The 21,468-nt window shown below is 63.1% G+C and carries 24 protein-coding genes; 11 read left to right on the top strand and 13 right to left on the bottom strand.

The annotated features are described in order from the left end of the window. Window positions 1-24: 24 nt before the first annotated feature. From AC3YOG_RS13095 to AC3YOG_RS13105, 3 genes are all read left to right on the top strand, one after another. Window positions 25-1,044: a TerC family protein gene (locus AC3YOG_RS13095; protein WP_489935393.1), complete on the top strand. Its 1,020-nt coding sequence runs from the start codon at window positions 25-27 to the stop codon at window positions 1,042-1,044. A 92-nt stretch (window positions 1,045-1,136) separates the two neighbouring features. After that, complete coding sequence (locus AC3YOG_RS13100) at window positions 1,137-1,529, top strand: VOC family protein (RefSeq protein WP_172123828.1); 393 nt, start codon at window positions 1,137-1,139, stop codon at window positions 1,527-1,529. A gap of 67 nt (window positions 1,530-1,596) precedes the next feature. Next, window positions 1,597-1,995: a GFA family protein gene (locus tag AC3YOG_RS13105; RefSeq protein WP_489888870.1), complete on the top strand. Its 399-nt coding sequence runs from the start codon at window positions 1,597-1,599 to the stop codon at window positions 1,993-1,995. On the opposite strand, the gene AC3YOG_RS13110 is transcribed toward AC3YOG_RS13105, so the two are convergent. From AC3YOG_RS13110 to petA, 5 genes are all read right to left on the bottom strand, one after another. Further along, window positions 1,996-2,529, bottom strand: a complete 534-nt coding sequence (locus AC3YOG_RS13110) for an adenine phosphoribosyltransferase (protein WP_172123832.1) — start codon at window positions 2,527-2,529, stop codon at window positions 1,996-1,998. A gap of 24 nt (window positions 2,530-2,553) precedes the next feature. After that, window positions 2,554-2,748 (bottom strand): hypothetical protein, encoded by a 195-nt coding sequence (locus AC3YOG_RS13115; protein ID WP_127753735.1) that lies wholly within the window; start codon window positions 2,746-2,748, stop codon window positions 2,554-2,556. A 139-nt stretch (window positions 2,749-2,887) separates the two neighbouring features. Continuing rightward, on the bottom strand, window positions 2,888-3,739 hold the full coding sequence (locus AC3YOG_RS13120; protein ID WP_489935394.1) for a cytochrome c1: 852 nt from the start codon (window positions 3,737-3,739) through the stop codon (window positions 2,888-2,890). 17 nt (window positions 3,740-3,756) lie between these two features. Further along, window positions 3,757-5,007 (bottom strand): cytochrome b, encoded by a 1,251-nt coding sequence (locus AC3YOG_RS13125; protein ID WP_489935395.1) that lies wholly within the window; start codon window positions 5,005-5,007, stop codon window positions 3,757-3,759. A gap of 14 nt (window positions 5,008-5,021) precedes the next feature. After that, entirely contained in the window at window positions 5,022-5,552 is a 531-nt protein-coding gene (gene petA, locus AC3YOG_RS13130; protein WP_489888867.1) for a ubiquinol-cytochrome c reductase iron-sulfur subunit, read from the bottom strand. Between the two features lie 231 nt (window positions 5,553-5,783). On the opposite strand from petA, the gene AC3YOG_RS13135 reads away from it, so the two are divergent. Next, window positions 5,784-6,254, top strand: a complete 471-nt coding sequence (locus tag AC3YOG_RS13135) for a tRNA (cytidine(34)-2'-O)-methyltransferase (RefSeq protein WP_489935396.1) — start codon at window positions 5,784-5,786, stop codon at window positions 6,252-6,254. After that, window positions 6,251-7,144, top strand: a complete 894-nt coding sequence (hemF, locus tag AC3YOG_RS13140; RefSeq protein WP_489935397.1) for an oxygen-dependent coproporphyrinogen oxidase — start codon at window positions 6,251-6,253, stop codon at window positions 7,142-7,144. The genes AC3YOG_RS13135 and hemF overlap by 4 nt, the downstream gene beginning before the upstream one ends. A 33-nt stretch (window positions 7,145-7,177) precedes the next feature. Here the strand turns inward: hemF and AC3YOG_RS13145 are convergent, their stop codons facing one another. The 3 genes from AC3YOG_RS13145 to AC3YOG_RS13155 form a co-directional block, all read right to left on the bottom strand. Further along, a complete protein-coding gene (locus tag AC3YOG_RS13145; RefSeq protein ID WP_489935398.1) occupies window positions 7,178-8,365 on the bottom strand; it encodes a CCA tRNA nucleotidyltransferase in 1,188 nt (395 codons plus the stop codon). Beyond that, window positions 8,362-8,982, bottom strand: coding sequence for a CoA pyrophosphatase (locus tag AC3YOG_RS13150; protein ID WP_489935399.1), 621 nt, complete (start codon window positions 8,980-8,982; stop codon window positions 8,362-8,364). Before AC3YOG_RS13150 ends, AC3YOG_RS13145 begins: the two co-directional genes overlap by 4 nt. 89 nt (window positions 8,983-9,071) lie before the next feature. Further along, window positions 9,072-9,614: a GNAT family N-acetyltransferase gene (locus tag AC3YOG_RS13155; RefSeq protein ID WP_489935400.1), complete on the bottom strand. Its 543-nt coding sequence runs from the start codon at window positions 9,612-9,614 to the stop codon at window positions 9,072-9,074. Between the two features lie 353 nt (window positions 9,615-9,967). On the opposite strand from AC3YOG_RS13155, the gene AC3YOG_RS13160 reads away from it, so the two are divergent. After that, window positions 9,968-10,927, top strand: coding sequence for a glutathione S-transferase family protein (locus AC3YOG_RS13160; protein ID WP_489935401.1), 960 nt, complete (start codon window positions 9,968-9,970; stop codon window positions 10,925-10,927). 3 nt (window positions 10,928-10,930) lie between these two features. On the opposite strand, the gene AC3YOG_RS13165 is transcribed toward AC3YOG_RS13160, so the two are convergent. Beyond that, window positions 10,931-11,407, bottom strand: a complete 477-nt coding sequence (locus tag AC3YOG_RS13165; RefSeq protein WP_489935402.1) for an NUDIX domain-containing protein — start codon at window positions 11,405-11,407, stop codon at window positions 10,931-10,933. A 110-nt stretch (window positions 11,408-11,517) separates the two neighbouring features. On the opposite strand from AC3YOG_RS13165, the gene AC3YOG_RS13170 reads away from it, so the two are divergent. From AC3YOG_RS13170 to murD, 3 genes are all read left to right on the top strand, one after another. Continuing rightward, on the top strand, window positions 11,518-12,408 hold the full coding sequence (locus tag AC3YOG_RS13170; protein WP_489935403.1) for a metallophosphoesterase family protein: 891 nt from the start codon (window positions 11,518-11,520) through the stop codon (window positions 12,406-12,408). A gap of 80 nt (window positions 12,409-12,488) precedes the next feature. Next, window positions 12,489-13,823: a MurL-like N-terminal domain-containing gene (locus AC3YOG_RS13175; protein WP_489935404.1), complete on the top strand. Its 1,335-nt coding sequence runs from the start codon at window positions 12,489-12,491 to the stop codon at window positions 13,821-13,823. Beyond that, window positions 13,813-15,120, top strand: coding sequence for a UDP-N-acetylmuramoyl-L-alanine--D-glutamate ligase (gene murD / locus AC3YOG_RS13180; RefSeq protein ID WP_489935405.1), 1,308 nt, complete (start codon window positions 13,813-13,815; stop codon window positions 15,118-15,120). The genes AC3YOG_RS13175 and murD overlap by 11 nt, the downstream gene beginning before the upstream one ends. On the opposite strand, the gene AC3YOG_RS13185 is transcribed toward murD, so the two are convergent. The 4 genes from AC3YOG_RS13185 to AC3YOG_RS13200 form a co-directional block, all read right to left on the bottom strand. After that, window positions 15,117-15,653, bottom strand: a complete 537-nt coding sequence (locus AC3YOG_RS13185) for an MgtC/SapB family protein (RefSeq protein ID WP_489935406.1) — start codon at window positions 15,651-15,653, stop codon at window positions 15,117-15,119. The two genes, murD and AC3YOG_RS13185, sit on opposite strands and share 4 nt — an antisense overlap. Before the next feature lie 43 nt (window positions 15,654-15,696). Further along, window positions 15,697-16,749 (bottom strand): NAD(P)-dependent alcohol dehydrogenase, encoded by a 1,053-nt coding sequence (locus AC3YOG_RS13190; RefSeq protein WP_489935407.1) that lies wholly within the window; start codon window positions 16,747-16,749, stop codon window positions 15,697-15,699. 78 nt (window positions 16,750-16,827) lie between these two features. Next, window positions 16,828-17,826, bottom strand: a complete 999-nt coding sequence (locus AC3YOG_RS13195) for a DNA topoisomerase IB (protein WP_489935408.1) — start codon at window positions 17,824-17,826, stop codon at window positions 16,828-16,830. A 7-nt stretch (window positions 17,827-17,833) separates the two neighbouring features. Continuing rightward, on the bottom strand, window positions 17,834-17,992 hold the full coding sequence (locus AC3YOG_RS13200) for a hypothetical protein (protein ID WP_164854851.1): 159 nt from the start codon (window positions 17,990-17,992) through the stop codon (window positions 17,834-17,836). A gap of 129 nt (window positions 17,993-18,121) precedes the next feature. Here AC3YOG_RS13200 and ade point away from each other — a divergent pair, with 129 nt between their 5' ends. Both ade and AC3YOG_RS13210 read left to right on the top strand, forming a co-directional pair. Further along, the gene (ade, locus tag AC3YOG_RS13205) at window positions 18,122-19,831 is read left to right on the top strand and encodes an adenine deaminase (RefSeq protein WP_489935409.1); all 1,710 of its coding nucleotides are present in this window, start codon (window positions 18,122-18,124) and stop codon (window positions 19,829-19,831) included. A 2-nt stretch (window positions 19,832-19,833) separates the two neighbouring features. Continuing rightward, window positions 19,834-21,468: a CocE/NonD family hydrolase gene (locus tag AC3YOG_RS13210; RefSeq protein WP_489935410.1), complete on the top strand. Its 1,635-nt coding sequence runs from the start codon at window positions 19,834-19,836 to the stop codon at window positions 21,466-21,468.

Raw genomic sequence — 21,468 nt, forward strand, 5'->3', positions numbered from 1 at the left:
TGTTCACATGGAGATGGTCCGGCGATGGAATCGCTTCTTGCCGCCCTTTTGGGCGATTTTTTGGGTACCCCCGTTTATTTTTGGGCCGCGTTTATCACGGTCGTTATCGCATTGCTGGTGTTCGACCTTGGCATTCTGCACAAAGACGAACACGAAATTTCTGCGCGTGAAAGCCTGACGCTTTACGGCTTCTACGTCGCTATCGCGCTCGCCTTTGGCGGCTGGGTCTGGTGGGCCCGCGGCGCCGAAGCCGGGCTTGAATTCTATACGGGCTATTTGATCGAGCAGAGCCTGGCGATGGACAACATGTTCGTCATCGCCACGATCTTCGGTTTTCTTGGCATTCCCCGCCTCTACCAGCACCGCGTGCTGTTCTGGGGCATTCTGGGCGTGATCGCCTTCCGCGCCATACTGATCGGCCTTGGCGCTGCTTTGGTGCACTCCTTCAGTTGGATTCTGTTCGGCTTCGGCGCCTTCCTGATCTTCACCGGCTTCCGGATGTTCAAGCATCAGGATGAAACGCCCGATATCGAGCACAACCCGATATTTCGCTTCCTGCGCAAGCACTTCCGCATCACCGACCGCCTGCATGGCCGTGCCTTCACCGTGCGTGAGCCAGACCCCAAGACGGGTAAGGTGGTAATGTTCCTGACCCCGCTGGCGGTGGCGCTGATCATGGTGGAAGCGGTTGACCTGATCTTTGCAGTGGACTCTGTACCGGCGGTCTTTGCGGTGACCCAGGACACCTTTATCGTCTACACCTCCAACATCTTCGCCATCCTTGGCCTACGCGCGCTCTACTTCGCCCTGGCCGCTGCCATGAACCGGTTCCGCTACCTGCAGACGGCGCTGGCGATTGTGCTGGTGCTGGTGGGTATCAAGATCTTCCTCGTCCCCCTCGAGATCAAGATCGACACCCTGCTCTCGCTGGTCGTGACCGTTGGTATCCTGGCCGGTGGCGTGCTCTTCTCCTTGTGGAAGACCCGCAACGAGCCCGATATCAGCGCTGAAGAGGCCCCCAAAACCGGTCAGCTGGAGCCCTAACCGGCCCCGCCTGACGCCCCTTGGAGCACCCCTGCCTAGTCTTGCCGCAATTCCTTTCTAAGCAATGCGGGAATTGGAACAGGAGATCGGGCATGGGTGCCATCCACGAGATCGTCTTTGACTGCGAACAGCCAACCGAGCTCGCCCAGTTCTGGGTCAATCTGCTGGACGGCTACACACTGCGCCAACAAGACGAGGCGGAACTTGCCCGCCTCGCCGCCCTGGGTCTGGCTCCCGATGCCGGCCAGATGGTTATGCTCGACGGCCCCGGACCCAGCATCTGCTTTCAGAACATCGACGGCCGCCGGCCCGACAACAACCGCGTTCACTTCGATATCGTCGCCTCAGATCGCCCCAGCGAAGTGGACAAGCTGACCCAGGCCGGCGCTGAGATTGTGCGCGTGCTACCCACTTGCACCATTCTGCGCGACCCCGAGGGCAACCAGTTCTGCCTCCTCGACAACCGGCAATCCATCGCGGCCTGAGGCCTGCTGACAGGCTCTGTCATCCCGTTCTGGCAGGTTGCTCCCACAACCCTCAGGGAGAACCACGATGACACTTGTTGCAACCTGCCACTGCGGCTCCACCCGGATCGAGATGCTGCAAGCCCCCACCGAAGCCCATGAGTGCAATTGCACCTTGTGCAATCGCGTGGGCGCCGTCTGGGCCAGCTTTGCCCCTGAAGAGGTTCGCATCACCGCGACTAACGATCAGGTCTACTCGGCCAGCGAAGGGGTGAACCTGCATCATTTCTGCGCCACGTGCGGCAGCAACACGCACAGCGACTGCCCGGACTGGGGCTCACTCTACAACCTTGACGGCACGCTCAAGCCCGGCATGACCGACGCCATCCCTGCCAACCGGATCATCACCGTCAACTTGCGCATGATCCCCGACTTCGACCCGAGCTCCCTGCCCGTTTCCCAGGTGGATGGCCGCAATAACTGGTAGTCAGTGGCCGCTGAACGCCATCAGCGAATAAATCTCGACCTGCTCGTGACGCAGCTTTTCGGCGCCGCCAAGGTCGGGCAGGTCGATGGCAAAGGCCGCATGGTCGCAGATGGCACCCGTGCGCCGCAGCAGCCCCACAGCCGCCAAGGCCGTCCCACCGGTGGCGATCAAGTCGTCCACCAGCAGCACCTTGTGCACGTCGGTCAGCACGTCGGCGTGGATCTCGATCGTGTCGACGCCATATTCCAGCACATAGTTCTGGCCGATGGTCTGGCCCGGCAGCTTGCCGCGCTTTCGAATCGGCACGAAACCCACGCCGAGCGCGATCGCCACCCCTGCCCCGAATATAAAGCCGCGCGCCTCTATTCCCGCCACATGGGTAATGCCGAGGTCGCGATGCGCCGCAGCAATACGCTCGATGCTTTCTCTGAACCCTTCGGGGTGCTCGATCAGCGTTGTGATATCGCGGAACAGGATCCCCTTCTTGGGGTAGTCCGGAATGGTGCGAACCAGCGATTGCAGGTCAAGCGGCATGAAACACTCGCAATATTGGGAAGCTTAGCGCAGCCGGCGCCGAACGATCATCCGTGCCACCACTCCGGCCTGGTAGGCGGCACCTCGGGTAACGGTCACGGCTGCATCGCGCGCCTTGGGATTGTTGGCCACCGCCCGCATGCCCGCCCGCACCACGGGATGGCGGCTGGCGGCCACGGCTGCACTCACCACGGTAACAGCAATGCGGATCGCGGACATGACGGCTCCTCGGCGAAGATTCGAGACCCATAATGCGGTCTCGCGCGAGAATAACAAGGGGATAGGCCCGAACTGGGGCATGGCGTGAAAAAAGGGTCCCGTAGGACCCTTCAACTCAACGCAGTTCGGCGGCGAGCACTCAGTGCTCGACGCTCTTCCAGATGCGGTTCTTGGTGAACCACAGCAGGCCCGCGAACACGAACAGGAACAGCAGAACCACAAAGCCGGTCTGCTTGCGCGCCACAAGGCCAGGTTCGGCCAGCCACATCATGAACGCACTCACATCCTGCGAGTACTGCTCGACTGTCTGTGGAACAGTCTGGCCGTCTTCACCGGGTTCATAGGTGATCTGGTCGTCCGCCAGGGGCGGTGCCATGCCGATGGCGTGCCCTGGGAAGTACTCGTTGTAGTACTTGCCTTCCGGTAGGTCGAAGCCTTCAGGTGGTTCGACATAGCCGTTGAGCAGCGCGTGGATATAATCCGGGCCGCCTTCAGCGTAACCGGTAAAGTAGTTGAAGATCCAGGTGGGGAACGGATCGCTGACGCCACGTGCCTTGGCCAGCACGGAGAAGTCCGGCGGCACGGAGCCGCCATTGGCATCGCGAGCTTCCTGATCGGAGGCAAAAGGCGCCGGCCACCGGTCTGCTGGTACGGCCGGCCGAACGCCGCCCTCGGCTGCCGGATCGGCAACCTCATATTCGGCCGCCAGCGCCTTGACCTGTTCTTCCGAGAAGTGCGGGCCACCGGGCTCGGCCAGATTGCGGAAAGCAAGCAGATTGGCGCTGTGGCAGTTGGCACAAACTTCCCGGAACACCTGGAAGCCGCGCTGCAGCTGGTTCTGGTCATAGGTGCCGAAAATGCCGGCGAAGCTCCAGTCCTGCCGCTCGATATGCGGAGTGGCGTGGGTATCGGCTTCCTGGGCGACAGTCGGGACTGCGATCAGAGCGGCCGACACTGCTGCGGCGGAGATGAGTGTCTTGATATTGAACATTGACCTGATCCCAACCGTCACGGCAGTGCCTTGCCCAGTACGCTTTCCGAGATGCTGGTCGGCAAGGGCCGGGGCTTCTCGAACATCGGCAGGAAGGGCAACACAACAAGGAAGTAGAAGAAGTAGTAGAACGTCGTGATCTTGGCGAGCACCACATAGATGCCTTCAGCCGGCGCCGCGCCCAGATAGGCCAGAGCCAGGAAGTTGATGATGAACAGCCAGTAGAACCACTTGAACAGCGGGCGGAAGGTGCCCGAGCGAACCGGCGACCGATCGAGCCACGGCACGAACAGCAGGATCACGATGGAGCCGGCAAAGAAGATGACGCCGCCAAGACGCGAGTCGATGAACAGGATGTTGAAGTCAATGGCGCGCAGGATCGCGTAGAAGGGCAGGAAGTACCATTCGGGAACGATATGCGCCGGCGTCACCTGGCTGTTGGCCATGACATAGTTGTCGGGGTGGCCAAGGATATCGGGAATGAAGAACACGAACCACGCGAAAGGAATGGCGAAGACCACGACCGCGAACAGGTCCTTCATCGTGTAGTACGGATGGAAAGGCACGGTATCGCGGCTCGACTTCACATCGACCCCGGTCGGGTTGTTGTTGCCCGGCACGTGCAGCGCCCAGATGTGGAGCGCAACGAGTGCTGCGACCACGAATGGCAGCAGGTAATGCAAGGAGAAGAAGCGGTTCAGCGTCGGGTTGTCGACCGCAAAGCCACCACGCAGCAGCTCGAGGATCGGGTTACCGACAATCGGAATCGCGGCAAAGATATTGGTGATAACGGTAGCGGCCCAGAAGCTCATCTGGCCCCATGGCAGCACATAGCCCATGAAGGCCGTTGCCATCACCATGATGAAGATCAGCACGCCAATGATGTAAAGGATCTCGCGCGGAGCCTTGTAGGAGCCGAAATACAGGTTACGGCCCATATGGATGTAAAGGGCAGCAAAGAACATGGAAGCGCCCACGGCGTGGGTGGCCTGGATGATGCGTCCGCCATTCACGTCACGGCGGATATGCTCCACCGAGTTGAACGCCATGGCGATATTGGGGGTGTAGTGCATCGCCAGAATGACGCCGGTGACGATCTGCACCACCAGCATGATCGCCAGAATGGCCCCGAAGGTCCAGAAATAGTTGAGATTCTTGGGCGTCGGGAAGTCCATCAGGTGCTCTTTGGCAAACCTGACAACGGGCAACCGCTCGTCGAGCCACTTTTCTACGCCGGTACCCGGCTGGTAAGTTGAATGTTCTGACATCGGCGAAGCCCCCACTAACCGATCTGGACCAGCGTATCGCTGACGAAATTATAAGGCGGCAGCACCAGGTTCTTTGGTGCGGGACCTTTGCGAATACGTCCGGCCGTATCGTAGTGCGAGCCATGGCACGGGCAGAACCAGCCATCGAAGTCGCCGGACTGACCCACCGGCACACAACCGAGATGAGTGCAGTTCGCGATCATGATCAGCCACTGCTCGTGGCCTTCCTGGGTGCGCTGCTCGTCCGTCTCGGGATCCTTGAGGTCTGCCAGCGGCACAGCGCGGGCTTCCTCGATCTCGGCCGGAGTGCGATGACGCACAAACACCGGCAGGCCGCGCCACATGATGGTGACCGCCTGGCCTTCTTCGATGCCGGTAAGGTTGAATTCGATGCTGGCCAGCGCCAACGTAGACGCATCCGGGTTCAGCTGATTGATCAGCGGCCAGGCCACGGCAGCGGCGCCTACAGCCCCTACGGCCCCGGTTGCCACAAACAGGAAATCCCGTCGCGTGGATGAATGTTCAGCTTGCGTAGCCAAGGTCACGATCCCCGTACAATACACTTCGACGCGGCCGGCAAGCGCAGCCAGCTCCCACCTACGCAGAATCGGCCGCCGTCCGCCCTCAAGCGGCCCGTCAGGTGCGCTCTTTTTGCACTGTCCCCGGCGCTTGTCCAGAGCGCGCGGGAATGAACGAGGCTGGCTGCGACACTATACCCGGCGCCTTTCGCCAGCTATTGGACTATGCCTGCGCGCTCCCTTGCCACGATCAAGCTCATGCCGGTCGATCTCGCCCTTTATCAACCCGATATCGCCAACAACACCGGCACCCTGATCCGGCTCTGCGCCTGCGTGGGCACGACCATCCACATCATCCATCCCACCGGCTTCCCCTTTTCACCAAAGAACCTGGCCCGTGCGGGGCTCGACTATGTGGATCGCGCCAGCGTAGTGGAGCATACCGGGTTCAGCCAGTTCGATGCCTGGCGGCAATCGGCCGGGCGCCGCTTGGTGCTGCTTACGACCAAGGCCACGACTGCCGCCTATGCTGCGAGCTACCAAGAGAACGACATTCTGCTGATGGGCCGCGAAAGCGCTGGCGTACCTGATGCGGTCGCCCAAATCGCGGATCTCAAGATTCGCATTCCGATGCAGCCCGGTTTGCGCTCGATCAATGTCGCCGTCGCGGCAGCGCTTATTCTGGGGGAAGCCAAACGACAAACTGACGGGTGGACGAGCCTGCAATGACGGTACATATCCCAAGCATGAATATCCCAGACGATATCGAGACCAAGAAAACCCGCGCCACCACCTGGTTCCGGCAGCTGCGGGATCGCATTTGCGCCGAGTTCGAGGCCATCGAGCGTGAACATCAAGGCAGCCATGCCCATCTGCCCGCCGGTCAGTTCGAGCGTTCGCCTTGGGATCGTACGGCGGGCGGTGGCGGCGAAATGTCGATGCTTTATGGCCGGGTCTTTGAAAAGGCCGGCGTGCATATCTCGACCGTACACGGCAATTTCTCGGGCGACTTCGCCAAGCAGATCGCCGGCACCGAGGAAGGCGCGAGCTTTTGGAGTTCGGGCATTTCCCTCATCGTGCATCCCTGGAGCCCGCATGTGCCGGCCGTGCACATGAACACGCGCATGATCGTCACCGGCAAGCAGTGGTTCGGCGGCGGTGCTGACCTCACCCCGGTGCTCGACCGCCGGCGCACCCAGACCGATCCAGACAGCGTTGATTTCCACGCCGCCATGCGCGCCGCCTGCGAGAACCGCCCGGGCGTCGACTACGAGCGCTTCAAGCAATGGTGCGACGAGTACTTCTTCCTGCCCCATCGCAATGAGCATCGCGGCGTCGGCGGCATCTTTTATGACCACCACAATACCGGTGACTGGGAAGCCGACTTCGCCTTCACCCAAGCCGTGGGCGAGGCTTTCCTCGACATCTACCCCCGTCTGGTGCGCCGCAACTTCGAGCAGGCCTGGACGGAAGCCGATCGCCATGAGCAGCTGGTGCGTCGCGGCCGCTATGTCGAGTTCAACCTGCTTTACGACCGCGGCACTACCTTCGGCCTCAAGACCGGCGGCAATGTGAATTCGATTCTGTCGTCCATGCCGCCCGAAGTGCGCTTCCCCTGACCCATCTGGACTGCTGCAGGCGCTCGGCTCCGCTCATATTTGGGCGGCTGCCAGCAGCGCCTGCCGGTCCAGCGCAAAATCGCTGGCCAGCCACAACGCTTCCAGTCGCCCCAGCTCCTGGCCCAATGCCGGGCCTGGCTTCATGCCCAGCTTAAGCAGATCGGCGCCACCAATGGGCAAGGGCGGCACGACGATTTCCCCGACCTGCCGCTGCATCTCGACGGTTGCTTCGGCACTCCAGTCACCCAATGCCGCCGCGACCAAGACCCCTTCCCCGCACCCAGCCCCAAAGCGATAAAGCGCTTCACTCAACTGGCCTTGCAACAGCAGCCTTGCCGCCGCGCGCACCTCTACGGCTTCGCGGACGGTTTCATTGGCCAATCGCCAGCTGTGCTGCAGCTGTTCTGGACTGCTCTCTCCCAGCAGCAGCGCCAGCCGCCCGCTCACCGCCACCCCACCCAGTTCTTCATACCGCTCCAGCGCCGCCAGGGTTGGCACCTCAAGCTCGAGCAACCCGATACCGGCCATCACCCGCAAGGTCGCCGCGATCTGCGGCAAGGCCAGCATCCGCAGCATTTCCCCGCCCACCCGCTCGGCGGAAAGATGATCGAGCGAGCCAACCGCCGCCGCACAGGCCGCCAGCGCTGCGGCATCTAGGCTCTGCCCGGCAAACCGCGCCGAAAAGCGGAAGAACCGATAAACCCGCAAACCGTCTTCGGCGATTCGCTGTGCCGGATCGCCAATGAACCGCACCCGGCCATTGAGCGCATCGTCCAATCCGCTCAGCGGGTCAAAAAGCGTCCCATCGGCAAAGGCATAGAGGGCATTGAGAGTGAAATCGCGCCGCGCCGCATCTTCCGCCCAGTCGGACCCAAACGCCACCACCGCATGCCGCCCATCGGTTTCCACATCCCGCCGCAGCGTGGTGACCTCGACCAGCGTTTCACCCAGCCGCAGCGTCACGGTACCGTGCTCAATTCCGGTCGGATAAGACGCAATCCCCGCCTCTTCCGCGCGCCGTACCACCTCGGCTGGCAACAACTCGGTTGCCATGTCGATATCAACGTCACTGCTTCCCAAAATGGTGTCGCGCACCACCCCACCCACTGCGCGGGTGCGCCCTCTCGCGCCATCCAGCGCCGCAAAGATTGCCTGGGTTTCGGCGCGCTGCCGCCATTCGGCATCGCGCAAGCGCTGCTGCGCTTCGGCTGCCTCCGTCATGGCCGTGCCCCCGTCACCAGGTCGCGAAACAGCCGCGTCAGATTGGCGGTGATGCCCCAGATTCGGTGGCCGTCATGGTCGATCTGCCAGGTGCGGTGCACTGTTCCGCCCCGCTCCACCTTGACCTCGCCATAGCTTTGTGGATCGAGCAGGCGGCTCAGCGGCACCTCGAAGACCGAATGCACTTCCCCCGGATTAGGCACGAACGGGCCGCTCGGCTCCACCAGCGCCACCACAGGGGTAATGAGGTAGTTGGTACCGGTAAAATAAGTGGGCATGAAACCCAGCACCTGCGCATCGCTGCGCACCATCCCCACTTCCTCATAAGCCTCGCGCAGCGCCGCCGCGGCGACATCCTCGTCTTCGGGGTCAACCTTGCCGCCGGGAAACGCCACCTGCCCCGAATGCGAGCGCAAATCGGGCGAGCGCTCGGTGTAAAGCACCGTATGTCCCTCCGGCCGCTTGATCAGCGCGATCAAAACCGCCGCCGGTACGGGCGCCCGGTCGAACGGCCGTGTTGGTGCCCAGTCGGGCACCAACAGGTGGCGTTCGGGCAATGCTGGGGGCTGCGCCAGCAGCCGCGCTGCCAGCCCATCAAGGTCTAGTTCTGCAATCAAGCGTCACCGGCACGAACAATCATCGCCCCTATCTATGACACCGCGCCCGTCCCTGCACGCGCCTTCTGCAAGCAGCGTGCAGGCGGTACTCAGGCTTGGAAGGCGCCGATCACGCCGCTCAGCGACTTGGCCAGCGCCGGATCTTCGGCCAGCAGCAGCACGCGGTTGGGGTCGACCGGCCCGGGGAACTGGATGGCACCGGGCACGGTCGGGACCCACCCCAGCGGGCAATAATAATCCTGGTCACCCACCAGCAGCACGAATTTACCCTCGTTGCGGGCCAGGGCGCGCTTGCTGACCTCAAGCGCCAGCAGCTTGCCGGCGCCGCGCTTCCGGAAATTGGGGTGCGTTGCCAGCGGGCCCAGCAGATAGCCATTGCTGCCGCCCACGCTGATCGGGGTCATCCACACCGAACCGCATGGCACGCCATCCACTTCGGCAACAAGGCTCAGCCTCTTGTCGATCGGAAAGCGCTCGCGGATGCGAAAGGCCGTGCGCGCAAACCGGCCCGGGCCAAAGGCAATGGCCTGCAGCTCATCGATGAACGCGTCATCGGCGGGGGTTGCTGGACGAACGGAAAGCACACCGGCATGAGGAGCAGCCGAAACGGCTGTGGACGCGGCAATGGTCATGGCAAAATCCAAAATGGAAGCAGCAGGCAGAAACCCGGCGCCACCTAAAGCGCGCCGCTCAAAAACCCCTTAGGGTCGTCGTGTTGCCAGCAAAACCTTTACCATCCTGGGCGCCTCCACGCCTGAAATCCGCATTAGCACCACCATGGCCCTGCGTAAACAAAAAGGTCGTACCGGGTGCCGGCAAAAACAAGAGCGAGCGGTCCGTGTTTCTTTTGCACAACGATTTGTTGCCGATTTGGCTGCTTATCCGGGCGGGCATTCTCCCCTATTTCCCTGTTCAATCCTGCAACAACCCGACGCTTGCGGGACTTTACCTCGCATGCGCAACAAACTCGTGAAAGAGCCTCATCATGGGACAGCTGATCGACGGAAAATGGTCCGACCAATGGTATGATACCAAGAAGACCGGCGGAAAGTTCGAGCGCTCCCAATCGGGCTTTCGCAACTGGATCACCGCCGATGGCAGCCCCGACCTCTCTGGCGAAGGCGGCTTCAAGGCCGAAGCGGGCCGCTACCACCTTTATGTGTCCCTCGCCTGCCCCTGGGCGCATCGCACCTTAATCTTCCGGCGCCTCAAGGAGCTCGATGACCTGATCTCGGTTTCGGTCGTTTCCCCCAAAATGCCCGACGAGACCGGCTGGACCTTCCGCACGGATGAAGGCTCCACCGGCGATGCTCTCTTTGGCAAGGACATGCTCTGGCAGGTCTATACCGAGGCCGACCCGCATTATACCGGCCGCGTCACCGTGCCGGTGCTCTGGGACAAGCAGCGCGGCACCATCGTGTCCAATGAAAGCGCCGAGATCATCCGCATGTTCAACTCGGCTTTCAACGAGCTGACCGGCAACACCGAGGACTTTTATCCGGTCGAACTGCGCGAGCGCATCGATGAGCTCAACCCGCGCATCTATGACGACATCAACAATGGCGTCTACAAGGCCGGCTTTGCCACCACCCAGGCCGCCTATGACGAGGCCGTGGTCAAGCTCTTCTCAGCCCTAGACTGGGTGGAGGACCTGCTCGGCCAGACCGCTTACCTCACCGGCGAGAACATCACCGAAGCCGATTGGCGTCTCTTTACCACGCTGGTGCGGTTCGACGCGGTTTATGTCGGCCACTTCAAGTGCAACCGCCGCCGCATCGCCGATTATCCCAACCTATCGCACTATCTCAAGGCGCTCTATGAGGTGCCCGGCGTCAAGGAAACGGTCGACCTCGACCATATTCGCACCCACTACTACTGGAGCCACGTCACCATTAATCCGACGCGGATCATTCCGATCGGCCCCGAACTGCCCTTTCTGAGCTAAGGCTCAGTAGCCCCAGGTCTCGCGGCGTGGCGCCCCGTCGAACACTTCGTCGACGCGCTGCGAGGTCGCGGGGGTAACCTTTTCGGGCAGTTGCGTGCGATCGAACCAGCCCACCTCGGCGATCTCGTAATTGGGCTTGAACTCAAAGGCCTGCTCGAACTCCCGCCCAACGAAGAATGCCACATGGTCCCGGTTCGTCACCGGGCCCGTATTGTGGTAAAGCCCGAACAGCTCCAGTTGTCCCGTGCTGCGAAAGCCGGTTTCCTCGACCAGTTCGCGCTGGGCGGCCAGTTCGGCCGTTTCCCCTGGCTTCACCCCGCCGCCGGGAAACTGCCAGCCCGGCACATAAGTGTGCCGAATCAACAGCACCTTGTCGCCATCTACCAGCATCACGCGCGCGCCGATGGTCATGCGATGGGTCAGCCCCATGACGTTGAGGAATACCTTGGCCCGAATTTGCTGAAAGCGATTCATCTGCATGGCTTCACTCCGTTAGCTTAGGCGTAGCAGAGAGTGCTACCGACCACAAAATCGTGCCTTGAGTGAGTTCGTCATTTTCTTGCGGCAGTGCTTCTGGCATTACAGCGACAATGATCACCCTCGCCCACATTTCCGACATTCACCTGTCCCCCATGCCCCAGGTTGCCGTCCGCGACTTGGTCGGCAAACGGCTCACGGGCTATCTCAATTGGAAGCTGCGCCGCCATGGCGAGCTCAACAGCGGCACGCTGGCCAGCCTTGTTGCCCATCTCCAGGGCCAAAATGCCGATTTCACCGCAGTCACGGGTGACCTCACCAATTTAGCGATGAAGTCCGAGATCACCCGGGCCGGCGAATGGCTCCAGGCCTTGGGCAGCCCCGATAGAATTTGTGTCTGCCCTGGCAATCACGACGCCTATGTCCCTGGTGCCCTCGAAGCCGCCGAGGAAATCTGGGGCGACTACATGAAGGGCGAGACCGTCGATGACGCGATTTATCCCTTTGTGCGCCGCCAGGGTGAATTGGCCGTTGTGTCTTGCTCAAGCGCCGTGCCCACCCGCCCCTTCGTGGCGCTGGGCCGTTTCGATGAAAAACAGGCCAGCCGCCTCGCGCGCATTCTCAAGGTTCTGGGCGAAGGCGGCTACTATCGCGCAGTCCTCATCCATCACCCGCCCTGCCAGGAACTGCAGCACCCCTCCTTCGGGCTCAAGGGGCATCGCCTCTTCCGTCAGGTCATCGCCGAATGCGGGGCCGAGCTGATCCTGCACGGTCACACCCATCGCTCCTCCATCCACACCATCCCCGGTGTTGGCCGCGAAGTGCCGGTGGTTGGCGTTGCCGCTGCCAGCGCCGCTCAGGGCGGCACGCTCGACGATCCCGCGCGCTACAACCTCTTCCGCATCGAAAAGACCGGGGACACCTGGTCCTGCACCATGCGCGAATTCGGCTTCCAGCGTTTGGGCAACGACATCGTCATGCGCCTGCAGATGCGCCTCTACTAGGCGCCTCTCCCCCATCGCGCACAAATCAACTATATCAGGGCAAAGCCGGCCATGGGGCCGGCGCGGAGATGCGATAGGCCGTGCAGTCCCAGTTCCTTATCGAGCGGCCGATCTTTGATGCCGCCAATGCCACCGCCCGCTTCAGCTATGGGCTGGATGGCCGCCACTTCATCGAAGTGCTGGAATTCCCCGCCATCGCCGAGCCGGCGGCACTCACCTCGCCAGCCTTCCTCAAGCTGCTCGACCTGACCGCAATCGTCCTCGGCGTCAGCTACTTCAAGCTCAAGGCCCCGCTCGAAATCTGTGCGCCAAATATCGCGCTGACCCAGAGCGAAACCGCGTTCGTGCTCGACGTCTACGAGAACGGCTTGGGCGAGTTCTACGCGCGCAACAACCTGTCGCGCTTCGGCAAGCTCGTGGTCTCGACGCCCCATGATGTGACCACATCAGCCGACCGCAAGCTTGAACTACCCAACCGTGCCCTGCTGCCCATTGGCGGGGGGAAGGATTCGCTGGTCAGCGTTGAACTCCTGTCCGCCGCCGCCATCCCCTTCACCCCTTTTGCGGTCAATCCCAAGGGCCCGATCCTGACCTCGGTCGACAAGATCGGCGTGCCCCCGGTCTATGTTCGCCGCATCCTCGACAAGGAAATGATCCGGCTGGGCAAGGAGCCGGGCTTTTACAACGGCCACGTCCCCTCCACCGCCATCAATTCCATGATCGCCTCGCTCTGCGCGCTGCTCTTTGGCTTCAACCGCATCGTGCTGTCCAACGAGCGTTCCGCCAGCGAAGGCAATGTCGTGTTCGATGGCCGCGAGGCCAATCACCAATATTCCAAGTCGCTGGGCTTTGAGCGCACCATTGCCACCATCCTCGCCGAAGCCACCGGTGGCGCGCTCGAATACTTCTCGCTTCTGCGCCCCTATTCGGAAGCGCGCATCGCGGCGCTCTTTGCTCGCGAAACCCGCTATGACCGGGTCTTTTCCAGCTGCAACCAGAACTTCAAGCTGGCCGGTCATGATGGCCCGCTCTGGTGCGGCCACTGCCCCAAATGCCACTTCGTCTTCCTGATCTTCGCCCCAGTCATGGACAAGGCGCGGCTTCTCTCCATCTTTGGCCAGAACCTGCTCGACAATAGCGAGAACGAAGCCTCCTTCCGCGAACTGACCGGCCTTGCCGGCCAAAAACCCTGGGAATGCGTCGGCGAGATCCTTGAAGCTGCCGCCTGCCTATACGCTTTGGCCGAGCGCCCGGAATGGTCCGGCGACACGATCGTCGCGCGCCTCAAGCCCGATCTCGAAGCCCAGTATGGCGCTCCCGCCCTCGCGTCTGCCTTGGCCGAGCTGATGGCCGATAGTCCCGATCACCTGATCCCCGCCCCGGTTCTTGCCGCAGTGTCCCCCCATGCCGTTTGATGCCCCCGTGCTGCTCTACGGCGCCGGCCGCGAAGCGCTCTCCACCCGCGCCTTTCTCGCCGCCCGCCACCCCGACCTGCCCGTCTTCGTGACCACCGATAGCGGCACCGCCGATCTGCCCGGCACCACCTTTATTGCCCCGGCGGAACTGCCCGCCGCCTTTGCCGAACGCCGCTTCGGCCTCATCGTCAAAAGCCCCGGCGTCTCGCTCTACAAGCCCGTCTTCGAGCTTGCCCGGCAAGCCGGCATCCCCGTCACTTCCAATCTCAATCTCTGGGCGCAGACCTACCGCACCGGCCGCCAGGTGATCGCCATCACCGGCACCAAGGGCAAGTCCACCACCGCCACCCTCACCCATCTGATGCTGACCCAATCAGGCGTCGATGCCGGCCTTGCCGGCAATGTCGGCCTCGCCCCGCTCGAAATCGCCGATCGCCACCAAACGGTGATCTTCGAGCTCTCGAGCTACCAGACCGCCGACATGGGTTTTGCGCCCGATATCGCCGCGCTCACCAATCTTTATCCCGAACATGTGGATTGGCACGGCTCGGTCGAGCGCTATTACGCCGACAAGCTCCATCTGCTCGCCCAGCCCGGTGACATCCGCATCGCTCTCGGCACGCCGGCGCAAACCAATCCCCGCGTCCTCGCCGCCTTGCGGGCCCCCGCCCAGCTACTGCCCGCTCTTGCTGCCGATACTGTCGCCGCCATCACCGCCGCGGCCTCCACCTCGCGCCTCAAGGGCGCCCACAATCTCGACAACGCCAAGCTCGCCGCCCAGATCGCGCTGGCGGCAGGCGGCACTCTCGACGGTATCCTCGCCGGCATTGCCGCCTTCCAGCCCCTGCCCCATCGGCTCGAGGAACATCGCATCGGCGACCTCGTCTTTGTCGACGATTCCATCTCCACCACGCCTGAAGCCACCAAGGCGGCCCTTGCCGCCTATCGAGGGTACCGCATCGCCCTGATCGCTGGCGGCCATGAGCGCGAGCAGGACTATGGTGAACTCGCTGGCCTCCTTGCCGGCGCGGGGGTGACGACCCTCGCCTGCCTGCCCGTCACCGGCGCCCGCCTGGCCGAGGCCACCCGCAAGGCCGCGCCCCAGATCGCCGTGTTGACCCCACCCGATCTCGACAGCGCCATGCGCGCCCTCGTCGAACACCGGACGCAGTTCGACGCCGTGCTGCTCTCGCCCGGCGCGCCGTCCTACAATCAGTTCAAGAATTTCGAGGAACGCGGCCGCCGCTTCATCGAGCTGGCCGAGGGGCTGTTCAGCCCGCCTGATCCCGGCCGCTAGCGCTCCAGGTCTTGGCTTGCCTGCGCCGCCTCGTGCGGGTCCTTCACATGGCGCAGCACATTGTGCGACCAGGCCCGCAGCAGCGCCAGCACGATCACCGCGAGCACCGCAACCCCCGCCGCCATTGGGTAATAGCCCAGCGCGCAGGCGATCCCCACGGCACCCGCCAGCCACATGCCCGCCCCGGTGGTCAGCCCCTGCACATTCCGGCCACTGCGAAAAATAGCACCGGCCCCCAGGAAAGCGATGCCGGCAGTCACCGCCTCGATGACACGGATGGGATCAGCCCGCGAGACGTTGCCGTCCGCACCGCCCCCAACATCGATCGTGTGATAAATCTCGAAAGTCAGGATAGTGAACAGCGCCGCCGCCACGGCAACGAGAATATGGGTGCGCAGCCCCGCTTCGGCAGTGTTGACCTGCCGCTCAAAGCCGATCATCCCGCCCAGCACCGCGGCCATCAGCAACCGGATCGCGATGATGTGGGTGGGCAGATAGGTATGCACCCAGCCCCATTCATTGCCCACATCCATCGCGTACTCCTTGGCAAGACAAGTCCGGCCGCCGGTGCTGCGATCAAGCGGTCTCCGCCACCCGGATCTGCAGCTTCACATCGTCGGGCCGCGCTTCCACCGCCCGGTCAAACGCCTTGATCGCATCCTCGAAGGCAAAGGTCTCGGAGATCAGCGGTTTGAGATCCACCCGCCCCGAAGCAAACAGTGCAATCGCCCGATCATATTGGTGGGCATAGCGGAACACGTTTTCGATGCGCACTTCCTTGGTGGAAGCGGCGGCGATGTCGACCTTGACCGGCTCCACCGGCAAGCCCACCACCACGATCGTGCCCGCTGGGCGCGGCAGGTCCATGATGGTTTCCCAGGCCTTGGGCGAGCCCGAGCATTCGAAGACCACATCGGCGCCCCAGCCATCGGTCAGCCGCTTCACCTCTTCAACAAGGTTCTGTTCGCGGATATTGACCGGAATAACGCCCTGGTACTTGGCCGCAATATCGAGCTTGGGCTGCGCCAGATCAGCCACGATCACCCGCGCACAACCGCCAGCGAGAGCGGCAATTGCCACCATGGTCCCGATCGGACCAGCGCCCAGCACCACTGCGGTATCGCCAGGCTTGATCCCGGCCCTGGTGGCCGCCTGCATGCCCACGGCAAATGGCTCAACCATCGCCCCTTCGGCAAAGCTCACATTATCGGGCAGCTTGAAAGTATAATTGGCGGGATGCACGACTTCCGAAGTCAGCACCCCATGCACCGGCGGCGTCGCCCAAAAACTCACCGCGGGATCGACATTGTAGAGCCCCAGCCGTGACGCCCGCGAATTGGGATCGGGAATACCCGGCTCCATGCAGACCCGGTCGCCGACCTTGAGATGGGTGACGCCCTCGCCCACCTCGACGACGGTGCCCGCCGCCTCATGGCCCAGCACCATGGGATCGTTGACCACGAACGGCCCGATCTTGCCATGAGTGTAGTAATGTACGTCCGAGCCACACACGCCCACCGTGTGGATCGCGATCTTGACCATGCCCGGCCCGACTTCGAGTGGCAGGTCGATCTCGCGCAGCTTGAGCTCGTGTTGCCGCTCCAGCACCAGTGCCCGCACTTTTGTCATTGCTCTTCCCTATTCAAGACGCATGCTACCGTCTTGCCTAGCGCGTCCCCTCCCGCTGTGCAATCAGCCAGACGGCCATCAGCTGACGCTGGCGAGCACCGCGGCCAACCGCTTCTCACGCTGCAGCAATCCCGCGCGTCCTGGGCCCGCCGACGACCACAAGTCCTGCAGCTTGCCCTCGTCAAACAGCTTGAACAGGCATGGGGTAATATAGGACTTGCGGCAGATCGCGGGCGTGTTCTTGAGCACTTCGGAGACTTCGCGCGCCACCTGCGCCATCTGCCGTTTGCGCGCTGATGCCGATTTCCCGGTATCGAGCTTGGCCAGCGACTCTGCCGCGAGCGAACTGGCCCGCAGCGTGCGGAAGTCCTTGGCAGAAATCTCGATCCCCGTGACCTCGCGCATATAGGCATTGAGTGCGCTGGTCTTGATCGGCTTGATCGCGCCCTCGGCATTGCGGAACACCAGCAGCCGCTTGCCCGGTATGGTCTTGATCCGCGCTATGGCCTGGGCCAGCCCGGCATCGGTAAAGCCATATTCGGCCCGCTTGCCGCCCTTGGCATCAAAGGCGATCACCACATCATCGCCCGACACCCGCACATCGCGCGAAAACAGCGTTCCCGCGCCGCGCGTGCCATTGGCTTCGAGATATTTTTCGCGTCCCACCCGCATGGCGGTGCGGTCGATCAATGCCACGCCGATGGCGAGCGCCAGCTCCCGGCTGCCGGCAGGCGCCAAGAGATCCTGCTGCACCTGCTTGCGCAGCCGCGGCAACACCGCCGTCATCAGCGACAGCCGCTTGACCTTCTTGCCCTCGCGCCTGAGCTCCCAATCGGCATGGTAGACATATTGCTCGCGCCCGGCCTCATCCTTGCCCAGCGCCTGGATATGCCCATTGGGCTTGGCCGAAATGCGCACATCCTTCCAGGCCGGGGGGATCCCCAGCGCCTGCACGCGCGCCTTTATTGCCGCATCGGCAACAAGGGCGCCGGTGCTATCGAAATAGCAAAAGCCCTTGCCGCGACGCTGGCGAATGATGGTGAGATCGCTGCGTGCGACCTTAACGAGCCGAACCATGTTGGTCTCAGGTTGGGTTAGGCTGCGCTCCGGCAAAGACCATGTAGACGATGGCAAACAGCACGATCACGGCCACCAGCGACATGATCAGCACGCGCAGGTTCATCTTGCGGGGGCTGGCCTGCGTAGTTTCGGTCGTGTTCTTGTGCGGATCGTAGGTTTCCATAAAGCTCTCCCAGAGTGTGCATTGGCAACGTGTGCCATGCCGTCGCGGTTCCCCCTTGCAACCGCACGAGGGCTTGACCGCTGAGCCGCCCCGGCCGACCCTCACACCCAATTGCTTTCGGAAGGCCCCATGACCAGCTCGTCTCAACTCGCCCGCATGATCCTCGTTGGCCAGGGCAAGGCCCCTGCCGATCTGGTCATCAAGAATGTTCAGCTGCTCGATGTGATCACCGGCGCCGTCACGCCCACCGATATCGCCATCGTCGACGACCGGATCGTGGGCACGCTGGCCCGGTATGATGGACTGCAGACCATTGATGGCGCTGGCCGCTTTGCCGTGCCCGGCTTCATCGACACCCATCTGCACATCGAATCCTCGCTGGTCACCCCCTTCGAGTTCGACCGCTGCGTGCTGCCCCATGGGGTCACCACCGCCCTTTGCGATCCCCACGAGATCGCCAATGTGCTGGGCGCCGAGGGCATTCGCTACTTCCTCGATTGCGCCGAGCGCACGATCATGGACATCCGCGTCAATCTCTCCTCCTGCGTGCCCGCCACCGGCTTTGAAACCAACGGCGCCACCCTCGAAATGGAAGACCTTGCCCCCTTCCGCGACCATCCCAAGGTCGTGGGGCTCGCCGAAATGATGAACTTTCCGGGCGTTCTCGCCGGCGATCCGGGCCTGCTCGCCAAGCTCGCTGCCTTTCAGGGCGGCCATATCGATGGCCATGCGCCCCTGCTGCTGGGCATGGGGCTTAACGGCTATCTCGCCGCCGCCATCCGCACCGATCACGAAGCCACTTCCGCCGCCGAAGCGCGTGAAAAGCTCGCGAAGGGCATGGCCATCCTGATCCGCGAAGGCTCGGTCTCCAAGGACCTCGAAGCCCTAGCCGAAATCCTCGATGCCGACACTTCGAGCTTTGTTGCCCTTTGCACGGATGACCGCAACCCGCTCGATATCTCTGAGGAAGGCCATCTCGACAGCTCCATTCGTCGCCTCATCGCCCGAGGCTGCCCGCTCCATCACGTCTATCGCGCCGCCTCCCACTCGGCCGCCCGCATCTTCAACCTGCGCGATCGGGGCCTGCTGGCCTCGGGCTGGCGCGCCGATATCGCGCTCCTCGACAATCTCGAGGAATGCCGCGTTTCCGATGTGATCGCCGGCGGCCGCCTGGTCACACCAGATCGCTTTGCTGGCCGCAGCGCCACCGATCCAGTGGGCCTCAACTCGGTCAAGCTCCAGCCGGTAACCCCCGCCACCTTCAACGCCCCCACCAATCCCGCGCGCAACCAGACGCCGGTGATCGGCGTCAAGCCGGGCCTCATCCTCACTTTCCGCGAAACCGCGGCTCTCGCCTCCACCGACGAAGGGCTCCAGCCCGATCTCGCTGCCGATGTGATCAAGGTCGCCGTGGTCGAGCGCCATGGGCGCAACGGCAATATCGGCCGCGGCTTTGTAACCGGCTTTGGCCTCAAGCGCGGCGCCATCGCCTCTTCGGTCGGCCACGACAGCCACAACATCACCGTAGTGGGCACCAACAACGAGGACATGGCGCTGGCCGTCAACCGCCTGATCGAGTTGCGCGGCGGCTTTGCCGTGGCCGATAACGGCGCGATCACCGCCGAGCTGGCGCTGCCCATTGCCGGCCTCATGAGCCTTGAGCCCTTCGAAACCGTTGCGGCTACGCTCCACGAGCTGCGCGATGCGGCCCGTGCCATTGGCTGCGTCCTGCCCGAGCCGTTCCTCCAGGTCTCATTCCTCGCCCTCCCCGTCATCCCCCATCTCAAGATGACCGACCGCGGCCTCTTTGACGTCGACGCCTTTGATTTCGTGGACTGACGATGAGCCTCAGCAGCCTCTTTCTGGCCTATGTCGAGGACCTGCCGCCCCGCCGCAATGGCGTGAGGACACACCGCAACATCCCGGTCACCATGCCCGACGGCGTGGTGCTGGCGACCGACCATTTCGCGCCGCGCGCCACCGGTGACTTCCCCACCATCCTGATGCGCCTGCCCTATGGCCGCCGCGGCTTTGGCACCATCGCCCAGGTCTATGCCGAGCGCGGCTTTCATGTCGTGCTGCAGGCCTGTCGCGGCACCGAGCAATCGGGCGGCGAATTCGATCCCCTCACCAATGAGCGCGCCGATGGGCTGGCAACGCTGGATTGGCTCAAGGCCCAGCCCTGGTTCGATGGCCGGCTCGGCCTATCCGGCCCCAGCTATCTCGGCTACGCGCAATGGGCGATCTGCGATGCACTCCCGCCCGTCTCGGCCATGGCCACCAAGGTCACCACGGCCAATTTCCGCCCCGTCGTCTTTCCCTCAGGCGCCTTTCACCTCGGGCTTTGGCTCTCCTGGCTGCAGGTGATCGAGGGCCTGCGCCAGCGCCCGCTCCAAACCGCCACCCGCATGTTTTCCGGCCGCATCGAGCGCACCACCGCTGCGGCCGGCATGACCCTCCCGCTCGTTGAGGCCGACCGCGCCGCCTCAGGCCATGCCGTGCCGTTCTGGCGCCACTGGTTCGAGCATTCCGTAGGCAATGACCGCTTCTGGGACGCCATCGACCACCGCCACCGCCTGACCGCAACCACGCCCCCCGTGCACTTCATTTCGGGCTGGTACGACTTTATGCTCGATCCGCTGCTCGCCGACTACGCGCGCCTCGTCGAACTCGGCCATCGCCCTTACCTGACGGTCGGCACCTGGTTCCACATCGCCGAGGAGCTGCAGCGCGACAATCTGCGCGAAACCATCTTTTGGATGCGCGCCCACCTCGAAGGCGACAGCTCCGGCCTGCGTGCCAGGCCCGTCCGCATCCACATTTCGGGCGTCAATGAATGGCGCGAGTTCGAGCACTATCCGCCTGGCCCGCCCGATCTGGAGCAATGGTTCTTGGGCACCGACGCGGCGCTCACACCCACCGCACCTACCTCCTCCGGCGTCGATCGCTACCGCTACGATCCCGCCGACCCCACCCCCAATCTGGGCGGCGCCATCTTCGCCTTCACCGGGGCCGGTGCCGTCGACAACGCGCTCCTCGAGGCCCGCAGCGATGTTCTGGTGTATTCCTCGGCGCCCCTCACCGAAACGCTGACCGTAATCGGCCAAACGAGCGTGACCCTCCACGCCCGCGCCGCCCTCGCGCATGCCGATTTCTTTGTGCGCTTATGCGACGTGTCGCCCGAGGGCCGGTCGATCAATATCTGCGACGGGCTTTATCGCGTCACGCCCGCGACGCCCCGAGAGCCGGATGGCTCCTGGCGGCTGGAGTTCCCCCTCCATGCCACCGCCCATGCCTTCCGGCCAGGCCATCGCCTGCGCCTCCTGATCGCGTCAGGCGCCCATCCGCGCTATGCCCGGAATCTCGGTACCGACGAGCCGATCGGCACCGCCACCACCATGCTCGCCAACACGATCGAGATCTTGCACGGCCCGGGGCAGGCGACCGCAATCACCCTGCCCCGCTACCAGCTTTAG

The sequence above is a fragment of the Devosia sp. Z6_126 genome (genome assembly GCF_058133495.1).

What these genes read in the sequence shown, in the direction of transcription:
- AC3YOG_RS13165 (WP_489935402.1), bottom strand. Translation starts at nt 11,407, where the DNA reads ATGCAGATGAATCGCTTTCAGCAAATTCGGGCCAAGGTATTCCTCAAC.
- AC3YOG_RS13115 (WP_127753735.1), bottom strand. Translation starts at nt 2,748, where the DNA reads ATGTCCGCGATCCGCATTGCTGTTACCGTGGTGAGTGCAGCCGTGGCC.
- AC3YOG_RS13125 (WP_489935395.1), bottom strand. Translation starts at nt 5,007, where the DNA reads ATGTCAGAACATTCAACTTACCAGCCGGGTACCGGCGTAGAAAAGTGG.
- AC3YOG_RS13210 (WP_489935410.1), top strand. Translation starts at nt 19,834, where the DNA reads ATGAGCCTCAGCAGCCTCTTTCTGGCCTATGTCGAGGACCTGCCGCCC.
- murD (WP_489935405.1), top strand. Translation starts at nt 13,813, where the DNA reads ATGCCGTTTGATGCCCCCGTGCTGCTCTACGGCGCCGGCCGCGAAGCG.
- AC3YOG_RS13160 (WP_489935401.1), top strand. Translation starts at nt 9,968, where the DNA reads ATGGGACAGCTGATCGACGGAAAATGGTCCGACCAATGGTATGATACC.
- AC3YOG_RS13170 (WP_489935403.1), top strand. Translation starts at nt 11,518, where the DNA reads ATGATCACCCTCGCCCACATTTCCGACATTCACCTGTCCCCCATGCCC.
- AC3YOG_RS13185 (WP_489935406.1), bottom strand. Translation starts at nt 15,653, where the DNA reads ATGGATGTGGGCAATGAATGGGGCTGGGTGCATACCTATCTGCCCACC.
- AC3YOG_RS13100 (WP_172123828.1), top strand. Translation starts at nt 1,137, where the DNA reads ATGGGTGCCATCCACGAGATCGTCTTTGACTGCGAACAGCCAACCGAG.
- AC3YOG_RS13110 (WP_172123832.1), bottom strand. Translation starts at nt 2,529, where the DNA reads ATGCCGCTTGACCTGCAATCGCTGGTTCGCACCATTCCGGACTACCCC.
- AC3YOG_RS13120 (WP_489935394.1), bottom strand. Translation starts at nt 3,739, where the DNA reads ATGTTCAATATCAAGACACTCATCTCCGCCGCAGCAGTGTCGGCCGCT.
- AC3YOG_RS13145 (WP_489935398.1), bottom strand. Translation starts at nt 8,365, where the DNA reads ATGACGGAGGCAGCCGAAGCGCAGCAGCGCTTGCGCGATGCCGAATGG.
- AC3YOG_RS13105 (WP_489888870.1), top strand. Translation starts at nt 1,597, where the DNA reads ATGACACTTGTTGCAACCTGCCACTGCGGCTCCACCCGGATCGAGATG.
- AC3YOG_RS13200 (WP_164854851.1), bottom strand. Translation starts at nt 17,992, where the DNA reads ATGGAAACCTACGATCCGCACAAGAACACGACCGAAACTACGCAGGCC.
- AC3YOG_RS13135 (WP_489935396.1), top strand. Translation starts at nt 5,784, where the DNA reads ATGCCGGTCGATCTCGCCCTTTATCAACCCGATATCGCCAACAACACC.
- hemF (WP_489935397.1), top strand. Translation starts at nt 6,251, where the DNA reads ATGACGGTACATATCCCAAGCATGAATATCCCAGACGATATCGAGACC.
- AC3YOG_RS13095 (WP_489935393.1), top strand. Translation starts at nt 25, where the DNA reads ATGGAATCGCTTCTTGCCGCCCTTTTGGGCGATTTTTTGGGTACCCCC.
- ade (WP_489935409.1), top strand. Translation starts at nt 18,122, where the DNA reads ATGACCAGCTCGTCTCAACTCGCCCGCATGATCCTCGTTGGCCAGGGC.
- AC3YOG_RS13195 (WP_489935408.1), bottom strand. Translation starts at nt 17,826, where the DNA reads ATGGTTCGGCTCGTTAAGGTCGCACGCAGCGATCTCACCATCATTCGC.
- AC3YOG_RS13190 (WP_489935407.1), bottom strand. Translation starts at nt 16,749, where the DNA reads ATGACAAAAGTGCGGGCACTGGTGCTGGAGCGGCAACACGAGCTCAAG.
- AC3YOG_RS13155 (WP_489935400.1), bottom strand. Translation starts at nt 9,614, where the DNA reads ATGACCATTGCCGCGTCCACAGCCGTTTCGGCTGCTCCTCATGCCGGT.